Here is a 24,409-nt window from a genome sequence, read left to right on the forward strand (position 1 = left end):
TGGATGTGTCTTTTGAATGTGTCTTGCGCGGTGCGCGCTACACTATTCGGCGCGCCGGAAACGGCAACGGCCCGCCGTGATCACGTATCCGTCATCGCACGTCCCTCATCGCATGCCGGCGCTTGCGGCGCCAATGGACTCAGGCGGCCGCTGCCGGCTTCTTCTTCTCGTCGCGCAGCTCCCGGCGCAGGATCTTGCCGACATTGGTCTTCGGCAGCTCGGTCCTGAACTCGATCTGCTTCGGCACCTTGTAGTTCGTGAGCTGCTCGTGGCAGTGCTTGATGATGTCCTCGGACGTGAGGTCGGGATCCTTCTTCACCACGAAGGCCTTGACGACCTCGCCGGTCTTCTCGTCCGGCAGCCCGATCACGGCGGTCTCCAGCACGCCCGGATGGGTCGCGATCACTTCCTCGACCTCGTTCGGATAGACGTTGAAGCCGGAGACCAGGATCATGTCCTTCTTGCGGTCCACGATCTTGATCGCGCCGTCCGCGGCCATGACGCCGATGTCGCCGGTGCGGAAGAAGCCGTCCGCGGTCATCACCTTGGCGGTCTCGTCGGGCCTGTTCCAATAGCCCGCCATCACCTGCGGGCCCTTGGCGCAGATCTCGCCGGGCTGGCCGAGCGGCACCTCGTTGCCGTCGTCGTCGCGGATCGACAGCCAGGTCGACGGCAGCGGCAGGCCGATCGTGCCGGTGAACTCGGTCGAGGTCGGCAGGTTGCAGGTCAGCACCGGCGCGGTCTCCGACAGGCCGTAGCCTTCGGCGATGCTGCAGCCCGTCACCTGCTTCCACTGCTCGGCCACCGGGCGCTGCACGGCCATGCCGCCGCCGTTGGAGACCTTCAGCTTGGAGAAATCGATCTTGCGGAAGTCAGGATGATGCAGCAGGCCGTTGTAGAGCGTGTTGACGGCCGGGAAGGTGGTGACCTGATACTTCATCAGCTCCTTGATGAAGCCGGGGATGTCGCGCGGATTGGGGATCAAGAGATTGGCGCCGCCCGCGCGCACCGCGAGCAGGAAGCAGCAGGTCAGCGCGAAGATGTGGTAGAGCGGCAGCGCGCAGACGATCAGCAACTGATCGACATGCGGCGGCTTGTCCATGACAGGCTGCAGCCAGGCGTCGTTCTGCAGCACGTTGGCGACGACGTTGCTATGGAGCAGCGTGGCGCCCTTGGAGACGCCGGTGGTGCCGCCGGTATATTGCAGGAAGGCGACGTCGTCCGGACCGATGGTGGGCTTCTGGAAGCGCTTGCCGCGGCCGGCGGCGAGCGCATCGTTGAAGGGCACGGCGCCCGGCAGCGAGAACGCCGGCACCATCTTCTTCAGGCGGCGGACGACGAGGTTGACGATCACGCCCTTGAAGCCGAGCAGGTCGCCCATGCTGGCGACGACGATGTGCTTGACCTGGGTGTGGCCGACCACCTGCTGCACCGTGTGAGCAAAGTTCTCCAGCACGATGATCGCCTCGGCGCCGGAATCCTTGAGCTGGTGCTCGAGCTCGCGCGGCGTGTAGAGCGGGTTGACGTTGACGACGGCGTAGCCCGCGCGCAGCACCGCGGAGATCGCGATCGGATATTGCAGCACGTTCGGCATCATCAGCGCGACGCGCGCGCCCTTGGCCAGCCCAAGGCCCTGCAGATAGGCGCCCAGCGCGACCGACATGTCGTCGAGCTCGCGATAGCTGATCGCCTTGTCCATGCAGATGAAGGCGCGGCGATCGGCGAATTTCCTGAAGCTCTCTTCCAGCAGGTCGACGAGCGACGGGTATTTGCCCGGATCGATATCGGCGGGAACGCCGGCCGGATAGTGCTTGAGCCAGATGCGCTCCATGACCCTTCCTCTCTGATCGTCTCTTGTTCGTGTATTGGCGTCCGCCAGCCTCGCTCGGGAAACTGGCGGCGGCCAATATCGAATTTCCGGCCCTTCAAGGCAAGCGGCCGGCGTGTCGACGAAAGCGGCAGGGTAAGGAGGCCGGGCGGAGGCTGGGCCCAGTCGGCTGCGGCCCTATGGGCCGCGCCGGATCAGCCGTCCTTCGGCGCGGGCTTGCCGGCCGTCTTCGGCTTTGCGGCGGCCTTGGGCTTGGCGGGCTTGGGCGCGTCGGAGCCGGTCTTTTCCGCCGGTTTTGCGCCGGCATCGTGCTTGGCGGCGACGTGGCGTGCCGCGCCCGGCTTGGCCTCCGCCGGTTTGGCCTCCGGCTTCGCCGCGGCCTTCGCATCCGCATCGGTCTTGGCGGCGGTCCGGGTCGCCGGCTTGGCATCCTTCCGCGCGGCGGCATGCGCCTTCTTGCCGCGGTGTCTGGCCGGGGTCTGAGCGTCGGCATCGGCGGCGACGGCGGCGATCAGCGCCGCGCCGGTGCGCGTCGGGCCGGTGTAGACCAGCACCGGCTCGGACGGGACGGGCGCCGCCGCCAGCAGCTCGGACGGCTTCATGGTCGGCGTCTGCAGGCCGGCGAGCAGGGTGCCGCCGGTCGCTTCGCCGTCCGCGCCGGCAACGGTGTCCTCGTCGTCGTCGCTGGCTGGTCGGTGGCGGCGGCCGTTGCACATGTCGTCGCGCAGGTTGGGCGGTGTCGCGTCGACGGGGGCCAGCTGATCGACTGTGCCGAGCGGCGATTTCAGCCAGCTCAACTGGTTGCCGTTGAAGCCGCGGTCCAGCATCTGGATCGCGCGCACGGCGCGCATCTGTCCCGAGGAGGCGCCGAGCACCACCGCGATCAGGCGCTTGCCGTTGCGGGTCGCCGACGCCACCAGATTGTAGCCCGAAGCGCAGATGAAGCCGGTCTTGAAGCCGTCGGCGCCGGGATAGCGCCCGATCAGCTTGTTGAAGTTCTGCACGACGCGGCGGCCGTAGCGGATCGACGGGATGTGCACGAAGTATTCGTACTCGGGAAGATCGCGGATGATGGCGCGCGCCAGGATCGCGAGATCACGCGCCGAGGTGATCTGGCCGTCGGCCGGCAGTCCGTTCGGATTGACGTAGCTGGTCTGGGTCATGCCGAGCTTGCGAGCGGTGTCGTTCATCATCGCCGAGAAGCCGTCGATGGAGCCGCCGACGCCTTCGGCCAGCACCACCGCCATGTCGTTGGCGGACTTCACCAGCATCATCTTCAGCGCGTTGTCGACGGTGACCTGCGTGCCGGGCCGATAGCCCATCTTCGACGGCGACTGTGATGCCGCGGCCGGTGAGACCGTGAACAGCGTGTCAAGTGTGATCCTGCCGTCCTTGACCGCCTTCAAGGTGACATAGGCTGTCATCAGCTTGGTGACCGACGCGGGATACCATGGATAGGTCGCGTTCTGCGCTTCCAGCACCTTGCCGGTATCGGCTTCGACGAGCAGCAGCGCCTCGGCGCTGGCCCAGCGGGGCGCGAGCACGAGAGCGGCAGCGAGAGCGATGATCTTGATCGGGGCGTAGCGGAACAACAGGCGAAGCGTCTGCACTGGTCTGGTCCGGTCCTTTGAGACCCGCCTCGCGCGGCGAGGTGGGCAAGCGGGCTTTCGGGTTTCAAGCGTGTCCGGCGCCGCTTCGGTTGCGGCAGGCCGCGAACCTATACCGGCTCGACGCTGGCGAACAGAGGCCAGCCATTCAATTCCACGATGAAAGCGTCCCGCGATCAGGTCTTGACGATGGTGCCGTCGCTCTCGGACGCTGCGAGAGTCGCGCGCGCGCTCTCCTGCACCATGAACTGGGCCTTCGCCAGTTCCGCGAAGTGGCCGCCCTTGGCGACGAGTTCATCGAACGTTCCGCTTTCGATCACGCGTCCGTTCTCGAACACGAGGATTCGCGTCGCGTTGCGGATGGTCGAGAGCCGGTGCGCGATCACGAAGGTCGTGCGTCCCTTCATCACCTCGTCGAGCGCCGCGTTGAGCTTGGCCTCGGTGACGGCATCGAGCGCGGAGGTCGCCTCGTCGAGAATCAGGATCGGCGGATCCTTCAAGAGCGCACGCGCGATCGAGAGCCGCTGGCGCTCGCCGCCAGACAGCATGCGGCCGCGCTCGCCGGCATTGGTATCGAAGCCCTGCTCGGCGCGGTCGATGAAGTCGAGCGCCTGGGCGCGCGCGGCGGCGGTGCGAATCTCCTCCTCGGTCGCATCGGGCTTGCCGACCAAGAGGTTCTCGCGGATCGAGCGATTGAACAGCAGCGCCTCCTGGAACACGACGCCGATGTTCCGGCGCAGGGCCGCAAGCTTCAATCCGCGGACATCCATGCCGTCGATCTTGATGAAGCCGGATTGCGGATCGAAGGCGCGATGCAGGAGCGCAATCGCGGTCGACTTTCCGGCGCCGGTCGGCCCGACCAGCGCGATGGTCTGGCCGGGCAGCGCGGTGAAGGTGAGGTCCTCCACCGCCGGCCGCTTGCCGTCATAGGAGAACGACACATCGTTGAATTCGACCAGGCCCGAGAGCCGGCCGACGTCGATCGCATCGGGGCGGTCGCGCACCGCCGGCACGGCGTCGAGCACGGTGAAGAACTCGGCCAGCCGGGGCGCTTCCATGAACACGTTGTTGATGAAGGACACGACCTGCTCGAGCTTCTGGATCAGCATGGTCGCGAACGACACGAACATCACGATCTCGCCGACCGAGCTCAGTCCCTGCTGATGCAGCGCGATGCCGAGGGTGAAGATTGCCAGCACCGTGATGGTGGTGGAGGCGCGCGTGATCACCGTCACCAGCGCCCACCAGCCGAGCACCGGCATCTGCACCGAGAGCAACTGGCCGGCGACGTTGCGCAGGCCCTGCACCTCGGCTTCGATGCGCACGAAGCTCTGCACCAGCGCGACGTTGCCGAGCGCATCGGAGGCGCGCGCCGACAGGTCGCTGTAGTGCTCTTCGACCTCGCTCTGCATGCCGTAGGTCTTGCGCACCACCAGCGTCGTCAGCACCGTGAACACCACGCACAGCACGAACAAGAGGATCGCGAGCCGCCAGTTCAGATAGAGCGACAGCGGCAGCAGCACCAGCACCGACATGATGGCGGCGAAGTGCTCGCGGAAGAACGACAGCCACAGCTTCCACAGCGCGTCGGTGCCGTTGATCATCACCTTCATCAGCCGGCCGGAATGGGTGCCGGAATGGAACGTCAGCGGCAGCTGCAAAATGTGCTCGAAATAGCTCGTCAGCACCGCATGGCGCTGCCGGTGCGCCAGCCGGTCGGCCTGCAGCGCGACCCAGGCGCTGGCCAAAATCGTGAACAGGCCGAATCCGGCCCAGGCCGCGAGCAGCGGCCAGGCGGTGCTGGTCGAGGCGTTGCCGGAGAGCGAGTCGACAATGCGTCCGAACAGCACCGGCTCGGCGAACTGTGCCACCGCGAGGGCCAGGTTGGCGATCGCCAGAAACCAGCCCAGCCGCGCCTCCTTTCCGAGCAGATGGAGCACGCGGGCATAGATACGGAGCAGGGACATGGGCGGGGCGCTTCGTGTCGACAGTTGGAACCAGCGCTGGGTGCGCGCGGCGCCATGTTAGCAAGGGAACGGCCGCCGCGGCGAGCGCTCAGTTGACGAGCCGGCTGTCGGCGGGCGGCAGGAAGCTGTCATCGAAGATGTCGGCGGGTTGCGGGCGCTTGTGGTGGAATTTGCTGTCCTCGGCGAGCTGGTCGAGGGCCCGCTCGAACCGGGCGGGATCGATGCCGCCGATGCCGTCGCGGCGGACGTCCGGCGTCAGCACGTTGTCGACGAGCACGCTCTGCAGCCGCTGCAGCTCGAGCTCGCGCGAGCCGTCATCCATCCGGCTCACCACGTCGGCGATCGCGCCGGCAGGGTCCTTGATGGCAAGCTGCAGGCCAGACGTCAGCGCGCGCAGGAATCCCTTCACCGCAGCCGGCTGCTTGGCCGCAAAGCCGGGATTGACGATCACCGCATGGCCATAGGCCTCGCAGCCGTAATCGGCGAAGCGCAGCACCGCGAGATCGGCGGCAGGCACGCCGCGGTCGCGCAGATTGAGGGCCGACAAATAGGAAAAGCCGCTGACGGCATCGACCTGGCCGGCCGACAGGATCGGCTCGCGCACGGCCGCGCCGACACGCGACAGCTTGATGGTCTCGGGCCTGAGATGGTTGTGCCGCGCGACCGCCGGCCACAGCCGAATCGAGAGATCGCCCTCGGCGACGCCGAGCGTCTTGCCTTCGATGTCGCCGAGCCCGTTGATGCCGCGGCTCCTGCGCGCGATGATCGCGTAAGGCGCCTCGTTGAACAGCACGAATACGGCCTTGACCGGCTGGCTGTTGGAGACGTCGCGATAGCGGATCAGCTCGTTGATGTCGGCGAGCGCCATGTCGGCCTCACCGGAGGCTACCCGCGCGATCGCATCGGGAGAGCCCTTGGCCGTGGTGATGGTGACCGTCACGCCCTCGGTGGCGAACAGCCCTCGGCTGGCGGCGAGGACCAGCGGCGCCGTGCTGCCATCGAGCGGCCGATCCAGTGTGAACATGACGGCGACCGGACGTTTCGGCTCCTCTGCGAGGGCCTCGTGATCTGACAGCCACGCGGGCACCACGAAGGCCGCCAGGAGCGCCAAGCGCGCCAAAGCAAGCAGGGTGACGGGTCGTCGCATGCACATCATGTCACGCCGGTATTCGCAGGCCGTACCGGTCTTGTCACGCCGGTATTCTAATCAGTTCGCCGGCCGTCGCGGGATCGATATGTCAATTTCGTGACAATGTCGCTGTGTCGCTGCCGCTCGGGGCCGGCGGTGCCTGATCATGTCGGATCGAATGTGAACGGTCCATGAGCAAGGCCTGCGGCGATTTGCGGCTTCGACTTCGGGTTTCGCGAGGGGAACTGTGGACGCAGTTCGCGAGTTGGTACGCGAGATTAGATCGTACGGAGGATCCACATGATCGCACAGCGCGGAAGTTTTTCACGCTTTGGCCGTGCTACCGTCCTGGCGACGGTGGCCGCGGTGACTTTGACGGCCGTGCAGCCGACACTCGCCTTTGCCGGCTCCGCGCCGGCCGAGAAGGGTGTCGTCGCCAAGACGGCCAATGATGGCGGCCTGACCGATGTCAGCGCGCGCCGGCGCCACTATCGCGGCAACGGCGGCGCGGCGGCTGCGGCGGCGTTCGCCGGCATCGTCGGCACCGGACTTGCCATCGCGGCGACGCAGAACCGCCGTTCCTACTACGAGGACAACTATTACTATGGCCGGCCGGCCTATTACGGCTACGGACCGCGCTATCAGTATTACGGCGGCGGCCCCTATTACGGTGGCGGCTATTATCATCACCCGCATTGGTGATGTGAGATCGAATAGACGATCCGCCGGCCCCGCGCCGGCGGATTTTTTCTTGCCCGCCGCGAACGTTAATATGCGGACCATCGAATTTAACTATTGTGGCAGGATGACTGATTCGATCGAGCGGCTCTATCGCGCTGTCCTGGCGGCCAGGGATCTCGATCCCGCGCGATCGCGCACGGCCAAGCTGATGCAGCAGGGCACGGCCAAGATGGCCAAAAAGCTCGCCGAAGAGGCCATCGAGGTTGCGATCGATGCCGTCGGCGGCGACGCCCAGGCCGTGGTGCGCGAAAGCGCCGACCTGATCTACAATCTGGCCGTGCTATGGGCCGAGCTCGATGTCCAGCCCGAGGACGTCTGGCGCGAGATGGAACGGCGCGAGCTGATGCTCGGCATCGCCGAGAAGCTGCCGAAATCGCCGGTGAAGGTCGCCAAGGCCGCGCCCGGACGGGTGGCGGGGCGACCGATCGTCGCGGCCGAAAGCCGGACCATCCGCAAGCGGCACTAGTGTGGCGCTCCGATTCGGACCGGCATATGGGCCATGGACAAATCCTGCCCGGTTTGCTTCATCGCCACCATGCTCAGACGGATCTACGACTGGTGTATCGACGCCGCCCACAAGCCGCATGCCATGTGGATCATGGCCGCGGTTGCCTTCGCTGAAAGCTCGTTCTTTCCGGTGCCGCCGGATGTGATGCTGATCCCGATGTCGCTGGCGAAGCCGCAGCGGGCCTGGCTGTTCGCCGGCGTCTGCACCGCGGCGTCGGTGGCGGGCGGCTTGGTCGGCTACGCCATCGGCGCGCTGCTCTACGACTCGCTCGGCCATTGGCTGATCCAGCTCTACGGCCTCGGCGACAAGGTCGAGGCGTTCCGTGCCTCCTATGCCGAGTGGGGCGCCGTCATCATTCTGGTGAAGGGATTGACGCCGATCCCCTACAAGCTGGTCACGATCACGTCGGGCTTCGCCGGCTATAATCTGTTTCTGTTCATCGTCTGCTCGATCATCGCGCGCGGCGGCCGCTTCTTCATCGCCGCGATATTGCTCAACCGCTATGGCGAATGGATCAGGGTGCGCATCGAGAAGCATCTCGGCCTGTGGGTGGCGATCGGCGCGGCCGTGCTGGTGGCCGGCTTCGTCGTCGCCGTGAAGCTGATCTGATGCGGCCGCTGCGCCCGGGGCCGGGGGCAGCGGCGGCGCTGCTCGTCGTCGTCTCGGTTCTCTCTGCCGCCGCGGCATGGGCGCAAACGACGCCTTCCTTGGGGCTGCGAGAAGCGCCGCAACAGCCGCCGCAGCAGGCGCCTGCCGTCCAGCCGGCACCGCCGTCCTCCAGTCCGGGTCTGGTGGAGGAGTTCGGCAAGCTGTTCGAGAAGATGGCGATCATTCCGCTGAAGCGTCCGGAGGCCACGCCGGAGCCGCCCGCGAACGAAGGCGAGACGGCCGGCGCTCCCGCAGGCCCGCCGCGGCAGGCCGACCGGCCGGCTGCCCCGAACGGCGGCGACGCTGCACCGAGTGTGCTGAAGGAGACCAGTGACACGCTCTCGCGGCTGGCCAAGCCGTCGACCATGATCTCCGGCCGCATCGTCTGTCCGATCGCCGCCAACGCCACGCCGGATTGCAAGCTCGGCGCCGACAGGCTGTGCCAGGGCAAGGGTTACAAGGAAGGCAAGAGCCTCAACACCGATTCCGCGGAGACCTGCTCGGCGAGGGTGCTGATCCCCGGTCGCCAGCGCAAGCCGGGCGATTGCCGCACCGACACCTACGTGACCTCGGCGCTCTGCCAATGACGCCGGCACGCCAGCGCCTCAACGCAAGACCCTGATCGGGCTTTTCCGGTCCCTCTGCGAGCGAATTGCCATCACGGCATGATGTCGGGCATGCTCGCGATCACGAGCGTTTCCGCATTTCACGAAGAGGAATTCCCATCCATGTCCATGCCCGCCTTGTTCAAGGGCCGCCTGTCGATCCCGGTGATCGGCTCGCCGCTGTTCATCATCTCCGTGCCCGACCTGGTGATCGCGCAGTGCAAGGCCGGCGTGGTCGGTTCGTTTCCGGCGCTCAACGCGCGGCCGGCCGCGCTGCTCGACGAATGGCTGGCGCGCATCACCGAGGAGCTCGCCGCCTATGATCGCGCGCATCCGGAACGCCCGTCGGCGCCGTTCGCCGTCAACCAGATCGTGCATCGCTCCAACAACCGGCTCGAGCAGGATCTCGCGCTGTGCGAGAAGTACAAGGTGCCGATGATGATCACCTCGCTCGGCGCGCGCGAGGAGCTGAACCAGGCGGCGCACGGCTGGGGCGGCATCGTCTTCCACGACGTCATCAACCAGACCTTCGCGCACAAGGCGATCGAGAAGGGCGCCGACGGCTTGATCCTGGTCGCGGCGGGCGCCGGTGGACATGCCGGCACGATCTCGCCGTTTGCCTTCGTGGCGGAGACGCGGAGCTGGTTCGATGGCCCGATCGCTCTGTCGGGCGCGATCGGGAACGGCCGCGCCATCCGTGCCGCGCGCGTGCTCGGCGCCGACTTCGCCTATATCGGCTCGGCCTTCATCGCCACCAAGGAGGCGAATGCGGTCGAAGGCTACAAGCAGATGATCACCAGCTCGGGCGCCGACGACATCGTCTATTCGAACCTGTTCACCGGCGTGCACGGCAACTACCTGAAGCCGTCGATCGTCGCAGCCGGCCTCGATCCGGACAATCTCCCGACCTCTGATCCGTCGAAGATGAGCTTCGGCACCGATGCTTCGGGCGAGCGCGCCAAGCCGAAGGCGTGGAAGGAGATCTGGGGCTCGGGGCAGGGCATCGGCGCCATCAAGGACGTGCTGCCCGCCGCCGAGCTGATCGCGCGCTTCAAGAAGGAATATGACGAGGCGATCGATCCGCCGCTCTAAGCGGCTCCGCGACGGACAAAAGAAAAGCGCGGCAGCCAGGGCTGTCGCGCTTTTTTGTTGCGGCCGCAACAAGCGGACGGGCTATTCCAGCTCGATCGCCTGGAACTTGCCGCGCTCGTCGAGCGCCGTGCCCCAGATCTTGTGCGAGGCCTGGTGCTCGGCGCGGCCGAAGCCGAGCTTGGCGCCAAGACCGAGATCGATGTCGCGCATGTTTTCCAGCGTGTCGATCAGCGCCTCGGTGTCGAGCTGCGGGCCGACCCGGCGCAGCGCCTGGACCAGCACGTTGGCCGAGACGTAGCCTTCGAACGACACGTAGGACGGTGCCTCGCCCGGGAAGTACTTCTCGAGCGCGCTCTTGTACTCGAGCACGGCGCTCGAATAGCCGCCGACGGCCGGCACCACCTGGGTGACGATGACGCCGCTGGCATAGCGAGGACCGAGCAGCATCAGCTCGTCCGAGAGCTCGGTCGAGCCGACGAAGGAGACGTTGGTGTAGATCATGTGCGGGAACAGATCGCGCGTCTTCTCGATGAACTTCGCGGCTGCGCGATAGGTTGCGACCATGACGATCGCCTTGGGCGGGTTCTTCAATGCCCGCAGCTGGTTGACCGCGTCGTCGACGTCGACCGTGTTGCGCTTGTAGTTGAGGCGCAAGATGGCCGTGTCGGCAAGGCCGAGCGAGCGGAAGGCCTTGGCCACACCGGAGAAGCCGGCGTCACCATAGGCGTCCTGCTGCGCGAACACGGCGATGTCCTTGGCCGGCAGGCGGCGCAGCTTGACCAGATAGCGAACGACGGTGTCGGTCTCTTCGGCGTAGCTGGCGCGATAGTTGAACACGTAGCGATCCGGCGGATCGTTGCGCAGGAGGTTGGCGCCGGTGAACGCGCCGTAGAACAGCACGCGGCGCTGCAGGGCGTAGGGCATCGCCACGGCAGAGGTCGGGGTGCCGACATTGCCGACGAAGCCGAACACCTTGTCCTTCTCGTAGAGCTGCTTCATCGCGTCCAGCGTCCGCGACGGCTCGTAGCCGTCGTCGGCCGAATAGAGCCGCAACGAGCGCCCGGCGATGCCGCCGGTGTCGTTGGCGCGGTTGAAGGCGGCCTCGATGCCCATCTTCATCTGCCGGCCGAGTTCCTTGGCAGCGCCCGAGAACGGAGCGGCGATGCCGAAGCGGATCTCGTTGGCGGTGACGCCCTGCACGTTGGTGGTGGACGCTGGCGGCAGCGTCGCGGTCGGTGCCGTCGCAGCCACGGCCGCGGACGGGGCGATCACCCCGGCGAGGCTGGTGGCGGTCTGGCTCGGCGCGCTCTGCCCGAGCGAGCGCTCGAGCTCGGCGAGCTGGCGGCCCGCGGCGTTACAGTCGGTCTGCGCCGCCCCCACGCGGTTGCGTCCATCGGCGACGTAGCCGTTGAAGACGCGGGTGAGCTCGTCACGATCCGAGCCGCCGGTGGAGGCCTCCCGGATCACCTCGCGAAACTTGTCGACAATGGCCTGAACGCGGCCCTGGTCGATCGCCTGACAGGCGGATGCTGCTCCCACGATCGGCCCGACCCGGCTCGCAAGATTACGCACCACATCCGCATTGGTGCCCGCCGCGCTGGCGGGCGTTGCGAGCAATGCCGCAACCAAGAACACGCTACAACGAAAGTTCATTGCCACTATCCCACTTTGGACCCCATCCAGGTCTTCCGCCTGGTGAATTGACGCCGTGTCTGCGACGGAGAAGACATAAGACCGTCACCATGCACAGACCAGCCTTTCCTAAGAGCATGACCATTTCGGTAACCCGACACGCCTTTTTCCGATCATACTTTAGGACCTGCTAACGAAACGTCTTCACCAGTTCTTCCCCTTCGAAGCTAATTCTACTCAAGTTCGATTGCCTGATACGTGCCGGTTTCGTCGAGGGCGGTGCCCCAGATCTTGTGTGAGGCCTGGTGCTCCGCGCGTCCAAATGCGAGCGTCGTGCCGAGGCCGAGATCGAGGCTGCGCATCGATTCGAGCGTGTCGACCAGGCGCTCGGTGTCGAGCGGGCTGGTCTGCTTCAGCGCCTGGATCAAAATCGTCGCCGCGATATAGCCTTCGAGAGACGTGTAGTCCGGCGCCTCGCCAGGCGCGTATTTGGCCAGGGCGTTCTTGTAGTCGAGCACGAGGCTCGAATAGCCCGAAACCGCCGGCACGCCCTGAGTGACGATGACGCCGTTGGTGAAGCGCGGACCGAGCAGCTTCAGCTCGGTCGCGAGCGAGGTCGAGCCGACGGCGGACACGTTGGCGTAGATCAGGCCCGGCACCGCGTCGCGCGTCTTCTCGATGAATTTCGCGGCGGCGCGATCGGTCGCCACCATGATGACCGCCTTGAGTCCCGGCTTGTGCGCCTTGACCTGATTGACCGCCTCTTCCACGTCCATCGTCGCGCGCGGATAGTTGATGCGCGTCACGGCCTCGCCGAGGTTCAACTGTCGGTAGGCCTTCGCGACACCGGCAAAGCCGTCGTCGCCGAATGGGTCCTGCTGGGTGAACACGGCGATCTGCTTGGGCGAGACGCGCTTCATCTTGATCAGGTAGCGCACCAGCGCGGCCGTCTCCTCGGCGTAGCTCGCCCGATAGTTGAAGACGTAGCGATCCGGCGGATCGCGTCGCACCACTGCTGCGCCGGTGTTCGGCGCAAAGAACAGCGTGCGCCGCTCCAGCGCATAGGGGATCGCCGCCTGCGAGTTGGCGGTGCCGACGTTGCCGATGAAGCCGAACACCTGCTCCTTGTCGTAGAGTTGCGTCATTGCCGCCAGCGTGCGGTTCGGATCGTAGCCGTCGTCGGCCGCCACGAGACGGAGCATGCGCCCGTTGACGCCGCCGGCATCGTTGGTGCGTGCGAACGCGGCCTCGATGCCCTGGCGCATCTGACGCCCGGTCTCCTTGCGGATGCCGGAGAACGGCAGGACCATGCCGAAGCGGATCTCACGATCGGTGATGCCGCGCACGGGGCCCGCGGTGACGGCGCCAGTCGTCGCTTCGGCCTTGACGGGTGTGATCGGGGCCGTCGCCGCAGCCGGCTGGCCGAGCGAGCGTTCGAGCTCCGTCAGTTGCCGCTCCGCGGCGGCGCAGGTCGCCTGCGAGGCGCCCGTACGACTACGGCCCTCGGCGATGTAGCCATTGAAGCTGCGGGTCAGCTGATCGCGCTCGCCGTCATTGCTCGTCGCCTGGCGGATGGCTTCGCGGAATTTGTCGACGATGCTCTGGACCCGGCCCTGCGCGATGTCCGGGCAGGCGGACGCCTGTCCCACGATCGGCCCAACCCGGCCGCCAAGCTCCCGGACGACGTCGGGAGCCGCCGCCAAAGCGGGGCTCAAGGGAGCTGCGAAAACACTCCCGATGATCAACGCGGACCAACGCACGGCCATCGAACCTTCCACCTGCTCAGCTTGTTTCCAACCCTCTTCGTTCTACTATTCGTGGCATTTCGAATTAATGTCGGGTTTCACTGTCGCTCTTTTGTCGTGGTAGTTGAGGCTGTCTTGCCTCTAGCGGTATCCTATTCAAGTTCGACGGGTTGATAGATGCCGCTGTCGTCCAGCGCTGTGCCCCAGATCTTGTGCGAAGCCTGGTGTTCGGCGCGGCCGAAGCCGAGCTGCGTGCCGAGGCCGAGATCGATGTTGCGCATGTTCTCGAGCGTTTCGACCAGTTGCTCGGTATCGAAGTTCGGACCGGCGCGCTTCAGTCCCTCGATCAGGATGCTCGCGGCGATGTAGCCCTCGAGCGAGGTGTAGTCGGCCGGCTCGCCCGGGGCGTATTTCGCAAGTGCGTTCTTGTATTCGAGCACCAGGCTCGAATAGCCGGAGACGCCGGGCACGGTCTGGCTGACGATCACGCCCTCGGCGTAGCGCGGTCCGAGCAGCATCAGCTCGCTGGCGAGCGCCGAGCCCGCGACCGCGGAGATGTTGGCGAAGATGACGCCCGGAAATACGCCTTGGGCCTTCTCGATGAATTTGGCCGCGGCGCGCGTCGTCGCCAGCATCACCACCGCCTTGACCGGGGTCTTCAGCAGCTTCAACTGATTGATGGCGTCGTCGACCTCGACCGTGTTGCGCGGGTAGTTGACCCGCACGATCGAATTGTCGCTGGCGCCGAGCGTGCGGAACGCCTTGGCCACGCCGGCGAAGCCCGCGTCGCCGAACGCGTCGTTCTGCGCGAACACGACGATCTGGCGCGGATGCAGCCTTCGCATCTTCACGAGATAATGGACCAGCGCGTCGGTCTCCTCGGCATAGCTCGGCCGGTAGTTGAAGACGTAGCGGTCGGGCGGATCGTGGCGCACGACGTTGGCGCCGGTATAGGGCGCGAAGAACAGCGTGCGGCGCTCGAGCGCGTAGGGGATGGCGACCGCGGCGGTGGCCGAGCCGAAATTGCTGATATAGCCGAACACCTGCTCCTTCTCGTAGAGCAGCTTCATCGCATCCAGCGTGCGCGCGGGATCGTAGCCGTCATCGGCGGTGACGAGCTTCAGCATGCGGCCGTTGACGCCGCCGGCCTCGTTGGCGCGATTGAACGCCGCCTCGACGCCGATCTTGAGCAGCCGCCCGCTCTCCTTCACCGGTCCGCTGTAGGGAATGACCATGCCGAGCTTGATCTCGCTCTGCGTCACTCCGCGCACGTTGCCGGCCGGCGGCAGCAGTTGCGCCGGTACGGTCGCGGCCTGCGCGGTCGCAGGTCCGATGCTCACGGCGGGCAGGTTCGCGCGCGACGGAGGCGGCGCGGCGATGGACCGTTCGAGATCGGCAAGCTGCCGATCGGCGCCGCCGCAATCCATCCGGCCTGACGTGACGAGGCCGCGACCTTCGGCCACGTAGCGGTCGAGCAGGCGCGTCAGCTCGTCACGGTCGGCCTCGCTGGAGGCGGCCTCGCGGATGACGAGCTGGAATTTCTCGATGATGGCCTGGATGCGCGGCCGGGCGATGTCGCGGCACGCGAGCGCGGCGCCAATGATCGGGCCGACGCGGCCGCCGAGCTGGCGCGCCACGCTCACATTCTCGCCGGGCGCAGCAACGGCCTCGCCGGCCACGAGGGACGCGAGCAGGATGGCTGCCACACGGGCATGAGCCAGCGGACGGCGTGCTGCCGCTTTCTGCGGTAGGACGTCGATCATCGTCGCCTGTGATGTGTTGGAAGTCGGATCAGTCGTGTAGAGGGTTTAGCGAACCCGCTCCATCTGACCCGTCTTCTGGTTCCACTGCATGAACTGCTGCAGCATGGGCTTTTCGGGAGTGTCGGCCTCTGCCGTCGGCGCGTCCGCGAGCAGCGACTTGAACTGCGACAGCGCGGGAGCCTGCGGCTCGACCCGCTCCGGCAGCGCGCTGGTCTGGTCCGCCTTGGCGTCCTGCACGTCGGCGGCGACCGGCGGCAGCGTCTTCATCGACTGCACGGCGGCGACGAAGGACGAGCTCGCGTCGGGCTGGCGCCACACCGGCACGATGTTGACGAAGAACAGCGCGACGACGGCGGCGACGCCGGTTGCGGCGGCGAAGCGGCCAGCCACCTTGAACACGACCGAGCGGCGGTCGCGCTCGCGCTCCAGATCCGGCGGCTCGCGCATGACCTGCGGATTCAGCGACTGACGAAGGGATTCGAACACGGCGGTCTCCAGGCGAGCATCGAGCGGTCCTTGCTGTCCCGAAGCGGGACGCTCGGCCGCCTCCGCTGCCTTGGCATTGTCACCGACGAGAGATAGACGCGCGGCTTCCGGACGTTCGCGCAGCCACCGCGGTGCGTAGTGCAGCGGGTCCTGCGGGTTCATCGGATTCTGTTCACTCAACGAACTCATACGCTACTCCTCTGACGCTCGATTCCGGAAACTGATACGCTTCTGCCACGGTTCGTATGAGAGCTAGTTTCAAACGAAGAGCGGGAGCTGGTCTGCCACTTCAGTCCACACGGAATCATCAGCAGAATCAGACGTTTCGCGTCGATCAACGATCGCACGCCAGCGGTCCCTTCCTGCAAGGCGCCGTGGCACGTTTGCCGTGCCTTGGGCGCCTCTATCGATCCCATGCCCCGCCCCCTGACGAGTGTCAATCGATCGGAACCTCCTAAAGTCGTCGGTTCCGAATTATATGTACGTTAAAGTTATCATCATGATGTGATTAAAATGAGGCATGATAGGTCTTGACGCAGATGCTCATGAATTGCGTCTCATTGATGCCAAGATTGCGCCTTGATTCGATCATCATCGAACTATGTCGGGCGGGCCGCTGTCGATTTTTGAGCGGCTTAGCGTCGATTTAACCATCCGTTAACCATCTGGCGCCGACAGTTAACCAATCACTAAGAAGGTTGGGTCGGATGGTCATGAGTGCCAGCGCTGAAACGGTGCGTCCTGTTATTCGTCTGCGCGGGCGCTCCTACGTAGCCTTCGTGTTTTCGCCGGTGGTGCCGATTGCCGATTGGCTCAGCGAGCTCGATGCAACGCTCGCGGGCTCGCCCGGCTTCTTCGTTGGCAAGCCGATCGTGCTCGATCTCTCCGCGGTGGACCTGAGCCCGCTCGCCATCACGCACCTCATCAAGAGCATCGAGTCGCGCAACATCCGCGTGCTCGGGCTCGAAGGCGTCGAGCAGGGCCGGCTGTCGCTCGGCATGCCCCCCTTGTTGTCCGGCGGCCGTCATTGCGCCGTGCAGGAGATCGAGCCGGAGAAGCCGTCGCTGCAGCAGCCGACGTCGCTCTTGCTCGACCAGCCCGTGCGCTCCGGCCAGTCGATCGTGTTTCCCGACGGCGACGTCACCGTGCTCGGCGCGGTGTCGTCGGGCGCCGAGATCGTCGCCGGCGGCTCGATCCACGTCTATGGCGCGCTGCGCGGCCGCGCGATGGCCGGCATCAACGGCAACGCGGCGGCGCGCATCTACTGCCAGAAGATCGAGGCCGAGCTGGTCGCGATCGACGGCTACTACCAGACGGCCGAGCAGATCGACGCCGCGTTGCGCGGCCGGGCCGCGCAGGCGCGGCTCGAAGGTCATTCCATGAAGATCGTTGCATTGAACTGAGTAGCAGGAGGATCCGTGACATGTCGAAAGTACTCGTAGTGACGTCGGGCAAGGGTGGCGTCGGCAAGACCACCACGACGGCGGCGATGGGCGCGGCGCTGGCGCAGGCCGGCGAGAAGGTCGTCGTCGTCGATTTCGACGTCGGCCTGCGCAATCTCGATCTGGTCATGGGCGCCGAGCGCCGCGTCGTGTTCGATCTCATCAACGTCGTGCACGGCGTCGCCAAGCTGCCGCAAGCCCTGATCCGCGACAAGCGGCTGGAAAATCTGTGGCTGCTGCCGGCCTCGCAGACCAAGGACAAGGACGCGCTCACCGAGGACGGCGTCGGCCGCGTCATCGCCGAATTGCGCAAGACGTTCGACTGGGTGATCTGCGACAGCCCGGCCGGCATCGAGCGCGGCGCCATGCTGGCGATGCGCTATGCCGACGAGGCGGTCATCGTCACCAATCCGGAGGTGTCGTCGGTGCGCGATTCCGACCGCATCATCGGCATGCTCGATTCCAAGACGGTGCGCGCCGAGAACGGCGAGCGCGTCGAGAAGCACATTCTCATCACGCGCTATGATGCCGGCCGCGCCGCGCGCGGCGAGATGCTGTCGATCGAGGATGTGCTGGAGATTCTCGCGACGCCGCTGCTCGGCATCGTGCCGGAGAGCCAGGACGTGCTGCGCGCTTCCAACGTCGGCTGTCCCGTGACGCTCAACAGCCCCGCGAGCGCCCCCGCGCGCGCCTATCACGATGCGATGCGCCGCCTCCTCGGCGAGGAGGTCGAGATGCAGATCCCGACCGAGCGCAAGGGCCTGATGAATCTGCTCTTGGGACGGAGGGCTGCATGAGCGTGCTGCGGCTCTTTACGGGGCGTGCGGCCTCCGCGCCTGTCGCGCGGGAGCGGCTGCAGATCCTGCTCGCGCATGAGCGCAGCCTGCGCGGACAGCCCGATCTCCTGATGCAGCTGCGCGAGGAAATCCTCGCCGTGGTTTCGCGCCATGTGGTACTCGATCCGGACAAGGTCATCGTTCGCATGGATCGGGGAAAGCATGTCTCGACGCTCGAGGTCGACATCGAACTGCCCAATGGCGCCGACCGCGCCTTTGCCAGCGCCGGCTGAGACGTGGCGAGGCGCGCGCTGATGCGGCCGATCTTCCGCATCGCGGACAATCGGGTCGCCGTCAGCTCCGATGCTGCGGGACCGTGGGATCCGACGATGCAACACGGGTCTGCGCCGTCGGCGCTGGCCGTGTGGGCTGCCGAGCGCATTCCGACGACGTCGCCGATGCGCATCGCCCGCGTCACCATCGACCTGATGCGCCCTGTGCCGCTCGCAGAGCTCCTCATCGAGACCGAGGTGCTGCGCGAGGGCCGCAAAATCCAGCTCTGCGCGGTGCGGCTGCGCGCCGGCGATACGGTGGTGGTCACGGCGACGGTGCTCAAGATCAGGCAGGATGCCGTGCCGCTTCCGGACGATGTCCGCGAGCTGCCGGTCGATCTGGTCGGTCCTGACGATGCGCTGCCGGAGCCTGCGGATTTCTCGACCAGCCCGTTCGTGCGCGGCATGACCCTGCGCGCCGCGCGCGGCCGGTTCGGCGTCAAGGGACCCGGCGCGATCTGGTACCGCGTCGACTGGCCGCTGGTCGAAGGCCACGCCGTGTCGCAGGCGATGCGCGCCGTGGTCGCGAGCGACTTCTGCAACGGCACCTCCGCTGCGCTCGACTTCCACAGCTACACCTTTCTCAACGCCGACCTCACCGTGAACATGGCCCGCGAGCCGGTCGGCGACTGGATCCTGCTCGACGCCGAAAGCTGGGTCGGCCCGGACGGTGCCGGTCTGGCGATGGCGCGGCTGGGTGATGTCAGGGGCTATTTCGGCCGCGTGGTGCAGAGCCTCGTGATCGAGAAGCGGTGAGGGGGCGGTCAGCCGTCCGGATTGCGTTCACAGCGAGTTGGCGAACTGATCACCGCACCGGCGCTGCCTCGTTTCCAACGGCGCGCCGCGGCGAGGTGTTATTGAGTTGGGCCGGTGATCGGCAGTTGCCTGCTTCGTTTCCGGTGAACCGATCAACCCCGCGCCAAGCTCCGCTGCGCCCTCTCCCCCGCTTGCGGGGGAGAGTTGGAGAAGGGACGCCACGCACACCGCCGCTGGAGCGGCCCCTCTCTAGCCCTCCCCCGCAAGCGGGAGAGGGAACACACTGCCGTTGTCGCGAGTGAACGAGTTCAACGACGAACGATTTCGCTCTTGCGCCGCCCGCAGCGACTGCGCCGCCGACAGCACCTGGGACGAGGCCGAGCCGGTTTCGCTGGCGTCGTGCTGCACCTCGGTGATGTTGGACGACACCTCGTTGGTGCACTGTGCCGCTTGGCCGTGGAGTTATCAATATTGCTCTAAACTTGAGCAGGCCAAGATGGTCGTATAACTACGACGCGGACTACACACAGGTGAAACGACAAGCAGGTGGATGGGAACAAGCGTCATGGCGAAACCAACGAAGGCTACGAGCGTCGGCGAGGGGAGCCAGTCTCCGTCGGAGCTGATCGACGCCCGGATCAAGGAGCTCGGGGATTGGCGCGGCGTCACGCTCAGCTACGTCCGCGGTCTGATCAAACGGGCCGATCCCGATATCGTCGAAGAGTGGAAGTGGCGCGGCGTTCCCGTATGGTCGCATGCCGGCATCGTCTGCACCGGCGAGACCTACAAGGCCGCGGTGAAGCTGACCTTCGCCAAGGGTGCATCGCTGCCGGACCCTTCCGGCATCTTCAACGCCAGCCTCGACGGCAACACCCGCCGCGCCATCGACCTTCATGAAGGCGACGTGATCGATGAGACGGCGTTCATGGCGCTGATCCGCGCCGCGGTGGCGCTGAACATGACGAAGGGGAAGCGCTAGGGCTGGTGCATCGCTCCGCGCAGTCAGTATCAACGATCCAGGTCGCTGCTCACTCACCACGTCGTCGCGAGCGCAGCGAAGCAATCCAGGGCCAAGTCGAATCATCTGTCTGGAAGGCCTGGATCGCGTCGTCGTTTCGGGGGCTCGCGACGGCGGTGTGCCGGTCGCCGACAACCTTTCGCAACGATGACCCGTGTGCATCGAGGTGGGAGGAGGCGGCGGCCATGGTTGCGCTCTGCCGAGAAACGCGCTAGTTCAGCGCATCCCAACTTCAACGCAGGAGGCGACGATGTCCAGACTCACGCGCTTCCCGGGCTCGCTGCGCGATCATTGACGCAGCCGACCGGGATGATTGTCCCGGCCATGATTTGACCCTTTCGCATCTCATCGAAAGCCCGCGGCCCTCGTGGCCTGCGCTTGAACCGTCGTGTCATGACATCAAATCTCTTGCTGACTCCCCGCCGGGAGCCGGAGCGTTCCGACCTGCGCGAACGCCGGCTGCGGCGCTATTCGTCTCGTCTGCAATCCCGCGTGCGCGCATGCGCGATGCGACATCCTCATCTCGCCGACCTCGCGCTCAGCTTTCCGGCGCTGCTGTTCGCGCTGGCGGTGCCGCGCCCGGATGTCGATCCGGAGCGGGCGATCGCGTGCGTGATCGCGGGGCGTCCGCTGGCCGAGGCGGCGGCCGCGGCCGGTCTGCCGCTCTGGCTGCGCAAGCTGCCACCGGAGGCGTTCGTCCGTCCGATCCCACCATTGCCAAACGGCGAGCTGTTCCGGCGGCAGATCGGCAACCATTTGCCGCGCTCGCCGAAGCTGATGCCGACCTGGCTGCAGCTCGTGGCGGAGATGGCGGCGCTGGCGCATGAGGCCGCCGCCGTCTGGATCGCTCGCGAGTATCTGCGGGCGCCGAAGCGCGATCACATGCATCTGCTCGGTCTGTGGATCTGGTTCTCGGGACAGCCCGGCTGCTTCGGCCGCGAGCTCATCGAACGGCCGTGGACTCCGGCCATGAAGCTCGACGCCGCACGGACAGCCGCCTTCGCCTGGCGAGCGAACACGACGCTGCACCTCAACATCGGTCAGCGGCCGATCCGCAACATGTGGCTCAACCCGGGCCGTGTGGGTGATTACGAATTCAGGCCGCTCGATGACATCCCGGCCATCGTCGAGGAAGCGGTCGTCATGCGCAACTGCGTCCGCACCTATGATGACGACATCGCCCATAACCGCTCGCGGCTGTGGAGCGTCTGGCGCAATGGCGAGCGCGTCGCGACGTTGGAGACCGGGCTCCACTGTCATGATCCGTTGCTCAACATCGTCCAGCTCGAAGGCCCCGGGAATGCCGCCGCGCCGCGCGAGCTGTGGTGGATCGCACGGCGGTGGCTGCACCTGCACGACCTGCCGCAGATCGAGACGGGCAGGATCAAATGGCGCCAGGCCCCGCTCGATCTCGCCACCTGGCGCAGGCTGTGGCGACCGTACTGGCTCGCCAAGCGCCGCATCCCGGACTGGTTGCCGCTCGCACCGTCGCGCGCTGCGTTCGCGGCGTTGTGAGATGGTTGTCGTGTCCGGACGCTCGTTCGACAAAATCAGTGTCGTCCCGGCGAACGCCGGGACCCATAACCCCAGGGCCATATTCGAGGCACGCGCGTTGATGCATCTGGGCTCGCCACGTCCTGTGGTATCGGTCCTGGGTCGCGCGAACGCGCCGATGCCTGCACATCGTCCGGCTTCGCTTGTTCGGCACGACAGCGGGTCGGAGTGCAGACCGGCTTTACGTTGGGCCCTCTGTTGCGCGTCGCGTGGGATTCGTTGTGCCGCAGCGAGGTTGATTTGGCCGACGAGCAGGCTTGCTTCCCCATCGATACCTTCCGGCGCAGGTCGGGCGTCCGCAGCGGCGCGCGCAAAGACGAAATTCGCTCGCGCGATCAAGCTGATTTGGGCTGTCCAGATGCGGAGCGAAAAATATTCGACTTTGAATTTTCCGAAATCCATGGTCTCTTCTCCGCATCCCGCTTCACTGACGAGGGGCGCTTCGCGAACGTCACGATGCGTTGGGGTGGGATGCGGTGGCCGCGATGGGGCGCAGCATGCTTTGGGCATGCCGACGTACGCCACGTCGCGGACGGTGAAGTCGCAGGGTCCTGGCCTCCCGACGCTGAGGTCCGCGCAACGCGTGAAACGCGTTGTCGCCACGGTGGCAAACAAGCCGGTCACCGAGGAGACTGCGTATAAATCGTAAAGCCATCGCGCAGGGAAGGCCGGGTCTATCCGGCCGAACCTGTGGTTCTGCCGCGTGCTTTTTTGCTGCACGCGGACCGCAGGCCTCGGTCGAGGCCTGGCCTTCCCTGCACCCTCCGTGGGTTGGAGGGGAACGACACCAGCAAGACTCGGACGCAGATGCGCCGCGAGGCAGCAATGTCATGTCTGCAATGGGGGCAACGCATTCAGTGGTGTTTGGAGACAGCGGATCGCAGGCGAGTATCGCGCCACACAAAGGCTGTCGTCCCGGCGAACGCCGGGACCCATGATCACAGGACGATGGTCGAGGCACGCGGGTCGCGACGTCAGCGCTTACGACGCTGCCCTGTGGTTATGGATCCCGGGTCGCGCTTCGCTTGCCCGGGACGATAGCGGAGCGCGGCGGCTACGGGCGAGAGCTTCCATCGGCATTGCAAAGCCGCGAGTCTGGATTGCCGTCGTTGCGAGCGGAGCGAAGCAATCCAGGGCCTCATCCGCGGCCCTGGATTGCTTCGGCGCAAGAGCGCCTCGCAATGACGGTGGCGATCGAGGGAGCTGATGATGCCGCTACCCCACCATCCGCCCGCGGCCCTCCCAGAACCGTGCGCGCAGCACCTTCTTGTCGACCTTGCCGACGCCGGTCATCGGCAGCTCCTTGACGAACGAGATGCTCTTGGGCGCATGGGCCGAGCCCTTGCGCGCCTTCACGAGCTCGATCAGCTCGGCAGCGTCGATCTGCGCGCCGGCGCGGGGCACCACGATCGCGGTGACGGCCTCGCCCCATTTGTCGTCGGGCACGCCCACCACCGCGCACATCGCGACGTCGGCGTGCTGCGTCAGCACGTCCTCGATCTCGCGCGGGAAGATGTTGAAGCCGCCGGAGACGATCATGTCCTTCTTGCGGTCGAGAATGTACATGTAGCCGCGCTCGTCGCGGCGAGCGATGTCGCCGGTGTGCAGCCAGCCGTTCTTCAACGTTTCCGCCGTGGTGTCCGGCCGCTTCCAATACTCCGCCATCACATGCGGCGCGCGCACGCAGATCTCGCCGGCTTCGCCCTGCGCGACCTCCCGATCGTCGTCGTCGAGGATTTTGACCTCGCAGGCCGCGATCGGGAAGCCGCAGGACAGGAACAGCTCCGGCTGCTTCGGATCATGATCGGCCTTGCGCAGCACCGAGACGGGATAGCATTCGGTCTGGCCGTAGAGCTGCGAGAACACCGGGCCGATGCGCTCGATCCCCTCGACGAGCCGCGTCGGCGACATCGCCGAGGCGCCGTACAGCACGAGCTCGAGCGAGGAGAGATCGGTCTTGCCGAGCGAGGGATGATCCAGCAGCACGTAGATCATGGTTGGAACGAACAAAGTGAAGTCGATGCGCTCGCGGGCGATGGTCGCCAGTACGGCCTCGGGATCGAATCCCTTCAGCATGTGCACGGTGCCGCCGCGCATCAGGGTCGGCAGCACCTTGGTGCCGGCGACATGGCTGATCGGCGCCACCGTCAGGTAGCGCGCACGCTCCGGAATCTCGAAATCGGCGAGGATCGCGGTGGCGAAGCCGCCATACTCGCGGTGATGGCGCAGCGCGCCCTTCGACTTTCCGGTGGTGCCGCCGGTGTAGTTCAGGGTCGCGATGTCGTCGGGCGTGGCGAAATTGCGTGCGGTGGCGTGGCCGGCCTGCTCGATTGCGGCGAGCAGGTCAACGCCATAGCCGGCCTGCCCCAGCGTGAACACGTGACGGAGGCCGTCGGCGCGCGCGGCGAGCTCGCCGCCGCGGTCGCGGAACGCTGCCGCATCGATCACCAGCACCTGCGATTCCGAATCCGACAGTTGGAACAGCTGGTCCTCCAGCGATCCGAGCGGATGCAGCCAGGTGATGGCGAGCCGCGACAGCTGTGCCGCCGTGCCGGCGCACCAGGTATCGGCGCGGTTCGCGGTGAGCAATGCGACACGTGTTCCCGGCGAAAGGCCGAGGCGCATGAACACGCTCTGCATGCGCCCGATCAGGTCGATCGCGCCCTGATACGACAGCGATCCGCCGGGCCAGCTGAAAGCGGTGCGCGAGGGGTGACGCGACAGGGTGAGCAGGGTCTGCTCGCAGACGACTGGAAACGTGTGAAGCTGATGGCTCATGG

Annotated in this window: 20 protein-coding genes and 1 pseudogene; 11 read left to right on the forward strand and 10 right to left on the reverse strand. The window is 66.1% G+C overall.

The window, feature by feature from the left end:
• Positions 1-139 precede the first annotated feature (139 nt).
• From QX039_RS23180 to QX039_RS23195, 4 genes are all read right to left on the reverse strand, one after another.
• A complete protein-coding gene (locus QX039_RS23180) occupies positions 140-1,831 on the reverse strand; it encodes a long-chain fatty acid--CoA ligase (RefSeq protein ID WP_315772702.1) in 1,692 nt (563 codons plus the stop codon).
• A gap of 191 nt (positions 1,832-2,022) precedes the next feature.
• Positions 2,023-3,438: a D-alanyl-D-alanine carboxypeptidase family protein gene (locus QX039_RS23185; protein ID WP_315772703.1), complete on the reverse strand. Its 1,416-nt coding sequence runs from the start codon at positions 3,436-3,438 to the stop codon at positions 2,023-2,025.
• A 173-nt stretch (positions 3,439-3,611) separates the two neighbouring features.
• Complete coding sequence (locus tag QX039_RS23190) at positions 3,612-5,402, reverse strand: glucan ABC transporter ATP-binding protein/ permease (RefSeq protein WP_315772704.1); 1,791 nt, start codon at positions 5,400-5,402, stop codon at positions 3,612-3,614.
• Positions 5,403-5,490: 88 nt separating this feature from the next.
• The gene (locus tag QX039_RS23195; protein WP_315772706.1) at positions 5,491-6,555 is read right to left on the reverse strand and encodes an ABC transporter substrate-binding protein; all 1,065 of its coding nucleotides are present in this window, start codon (positions 6,553-6,555) and stop codon (positions 5,491-5,493) included.
• A gap of 276 nt (positions 6,556-6,831) precedes the next feature.
• Here QX039_RS23195 and QX039_RS23200 point away from each other — a divergent pair, with 276 nt between their 5' ends.
• From QX039_RS23200 to QX039_RS23220, 5 genes are all read left to right on the forward strand, one after another.
• On the forward strand, positions 6,832-7,233 hold the full coding sequence (locus QX039_RS23200; RefSeq protein WP_315716292.1) for a hypothetical protein: 402 nt from the start codon (positions 6,832-6,834) through the stop codon (positions 7,231-7,233).
• A 103-nt stretch (positions 7,234-7,336) separates the two neighbouring features.
• A complete protein-coding gene (gene hisE, locus QX039_RS23205; RefSeq protein ID WP_315736132.1) occupies positions 7,337-7,738 on the forward strand; it encodes a phosphoribosyl-ATP diphosphatase in 402 nt (133 codons plus the stop codon).
• Between the two features lie 69 nt (positions 7,739-7,807).
• On the forward strand, positions 7,808-8,389 hold the full coding sequence (locus tag QX039_RS23210; RefSeq protein WP_315737020.1) for a YqaA family protein: 582 nt from the start codon (positions 7,808-7,810) through the stop codon (positions 8,387-8,389).
• Positions 8,389-9,015, forward strand: coding sequence for a hypothetical protein (locus QX039_RS23215; RefSeq protein ID WP_315772708.1), 627 nt, complete (start codon positions 8,389-8,391; stop codon positions 9,013-9,015). Before QX039_RS23210 ends, QX039_RS23215 begins: the two co-directional genes overlap by 1 nt.
• A gap of 141 nt (positions 9,016-9,156) precedes the next feature.
• Complete coding sequence (locus QX039_RS23220) at positions 9,157-10,125, forward strand: nitronate monooxygenase family protein (protein ID WP_315772710.1); 969 nt, start codon at positions 9,157-9,159, stop codon at positions 10,123-10,125.
• Between the two features lie 81 nt (positions 10,126-10,206).
• Here the strand turns inward: QX039_RS23220 and QX039_RS23225 are convergent, their stop codons facing one another.
• The 4 genes from QX039_RS23225 to QX039_RS23240 all read right to left on the reverse strand — a co-directional run bounded on the left by QX039_RS23225 (position 10,207) and on the right by QX039_RS23240 (position 15,940).
• Positions 10,207-11,778, reverse strand: a complete 1,572-nt coding sequence (locus tag QX039_RS23225) for an ABC transporter substrate-binding protein (protein WP_315772712.1) — start codon at positions 11,776-11,778, stop codon at positions 10,207-10,209.
• A gap of 212 nt (positions 11,779-11,990) precedes the next feature.
• A complete protein-coding gene (locus tag QX039_RS23230) occupies positions 11,991-13,523 on the reverse strand; it encodes an ABC transporter substrate-binding protein (RefSeq protein WP_315772714.1) in 1,533 nt (510 codons plus the stop codon).
• A 131-nt stretch (positions 13,524-13,654) separates the two neighbouring features.
• The gene (locus tag QX039_RS23235) at positions 13,655-15,265 is read right to left on the reverse strand and encodes an ABC transporter substrate-binding protein (RefSeq protein ID WP_315772717.1); all 1,611 of its coding nucleotides are present in this window, start codon (positions 15,263-15,265) and stop codon (positions 13,655-13,657) included.
• A gap of 45 nt (positions 15,266-15,310) precedes the next feature.
• The gene (locus QX039_RS23240; RefSeq protein ID WP_315772718.1) at positions 15,311-15,940 is read right to left on the reverse strand and encodes a hypothetical protein; all 630 of its coding nucleotides are present in this window, start codon (positions 15,938-15,940) and stop codon (positions 15,311-15,313) included.
• A 524-nt stretch (positions 15,941-16,464) separates the two neighbouring features.
• On the opposite strand from QX039_RS23240, the gene minC reads away from it, so the two are divergent.
• From minC to QX039_RS23260, 4 genes are read left to right on the forward strand one after another with little or no spacing between them, the layout of a single operon-like run.
• Positions 16,465-17,154 (forward strand): septum site-determining protein MinC, encoded by a 690-nt coding sequence (gene minC / locus QX039_RS23245; RefSeq protein WP_409998135.1) that lies wholly within the window; start codon positions 16,465-16,467, stop codon positions 17,152-17,154.
• A gap of 20 nt (positions 17,155-17,174) precedes the next feature.
• Positions 17,175-17,990: a septum site-determining protein MinD gene (minD, locus tag QX039_RS23250; RefSeq protein WP_315736140.1), complete on the forward strand. Its 816-nt coding sequence runs from the start codon at positions 17,175-17,177 to the stop codon at positions 17,988-17,990.
• Positions 17,987-18,262, forward strand: a complete 276-nt coding sequence (gene minE / locus QX039_RS23255; RefSeq protein WP_315716282.1) for a cell division topological specificity factor MinE — start codon at positions 17,987-17,989, stop codon at positions 18,260-18,262. Before minD ends, minE begins: the two co-directional genes overlap by 4 nt.
• 21 nt (positions 18,263-18,283) lie before the next feature.
• The gene (locus QX039_RS23260; protein ID WP_315772722.1) at positions 18,284-19,057 is read left to right on the forward strand and encodes a thioesterase family protein; all 774 of its coding nucleotides are present in this window, start codon (positions 18,284-18,286) and stop codon (positions 19,055-19,057) included.
• Positions 19,058-19,306: 249 nt separating this feature from the next.
• Here QX039_RS23260 and QX039_RS23265 read toward each other — a convergent pair.
• Positions 19,307-19,510: pseudogene (locus QX039_RS23265) on the reverse strand (hypothetical protein); the annotation flags it as partial.
• Positions 19,511-19,622: 112 nt separating this feature from the next.
• Between QX039_RS23265 and QX039_RS23270 the strand changes: the two are divergent.
• Both QX039_RS23270 and QX039_RS23275 read left to right on the forward strand, forming a co-directional pair.
• Complete coding sequence (locus QX039_RS23270) at positions 19,623-20,036, forward strand: DUF1801 domain-containing protein (RefSeq protein WP_315772724.1); 414 nt, start codon at positions 19,623-19,625, stop codon at positions 20,034-20,036.
• 546 nt (positions 20,037-20,582) lie between these two features.
• Positions 20,583-21,590 carry a hypothetical protein gene (locus QX039_RS23275; RefSeq protein WP_315772725.1) on the forward strand — a complete coding sequence of 336 codons (1,008 nt, stop codon included), beginning with the start codon at positions 20,583-20,585 and terminating at the stop codon, positions 21,588-21,590.
• A 1,254-nt stretch (positions 21,591-22,844) separates the two neighbouring features.
• Here QX039_RS23275 and QX039_RS23280 read toward each other — a convergent pair.
• Complete coding sequence (locus QX039_RS23280; protein WP_315758838.1) at positions 22,845-24,407, reverse strand: AMP-binding protein; 1,563 nt, start codon at positions 24,405-24,407, stop codon at positions 22,845-22,847.
• Between the last annotated feature and the right edge of the window lie 2 nt (positions 24,408-24,409).

It is taken from the genome of Bradyrhizobium sp. SZCCHNR1043 (genome assembly GCF_032489675.1).
Classification (GTDB): Bacteria; Pseudomonadota; Alphaproteobacteria; order Rhizobiales; family Xanthobacteraceae; genus Bradyrhizobium.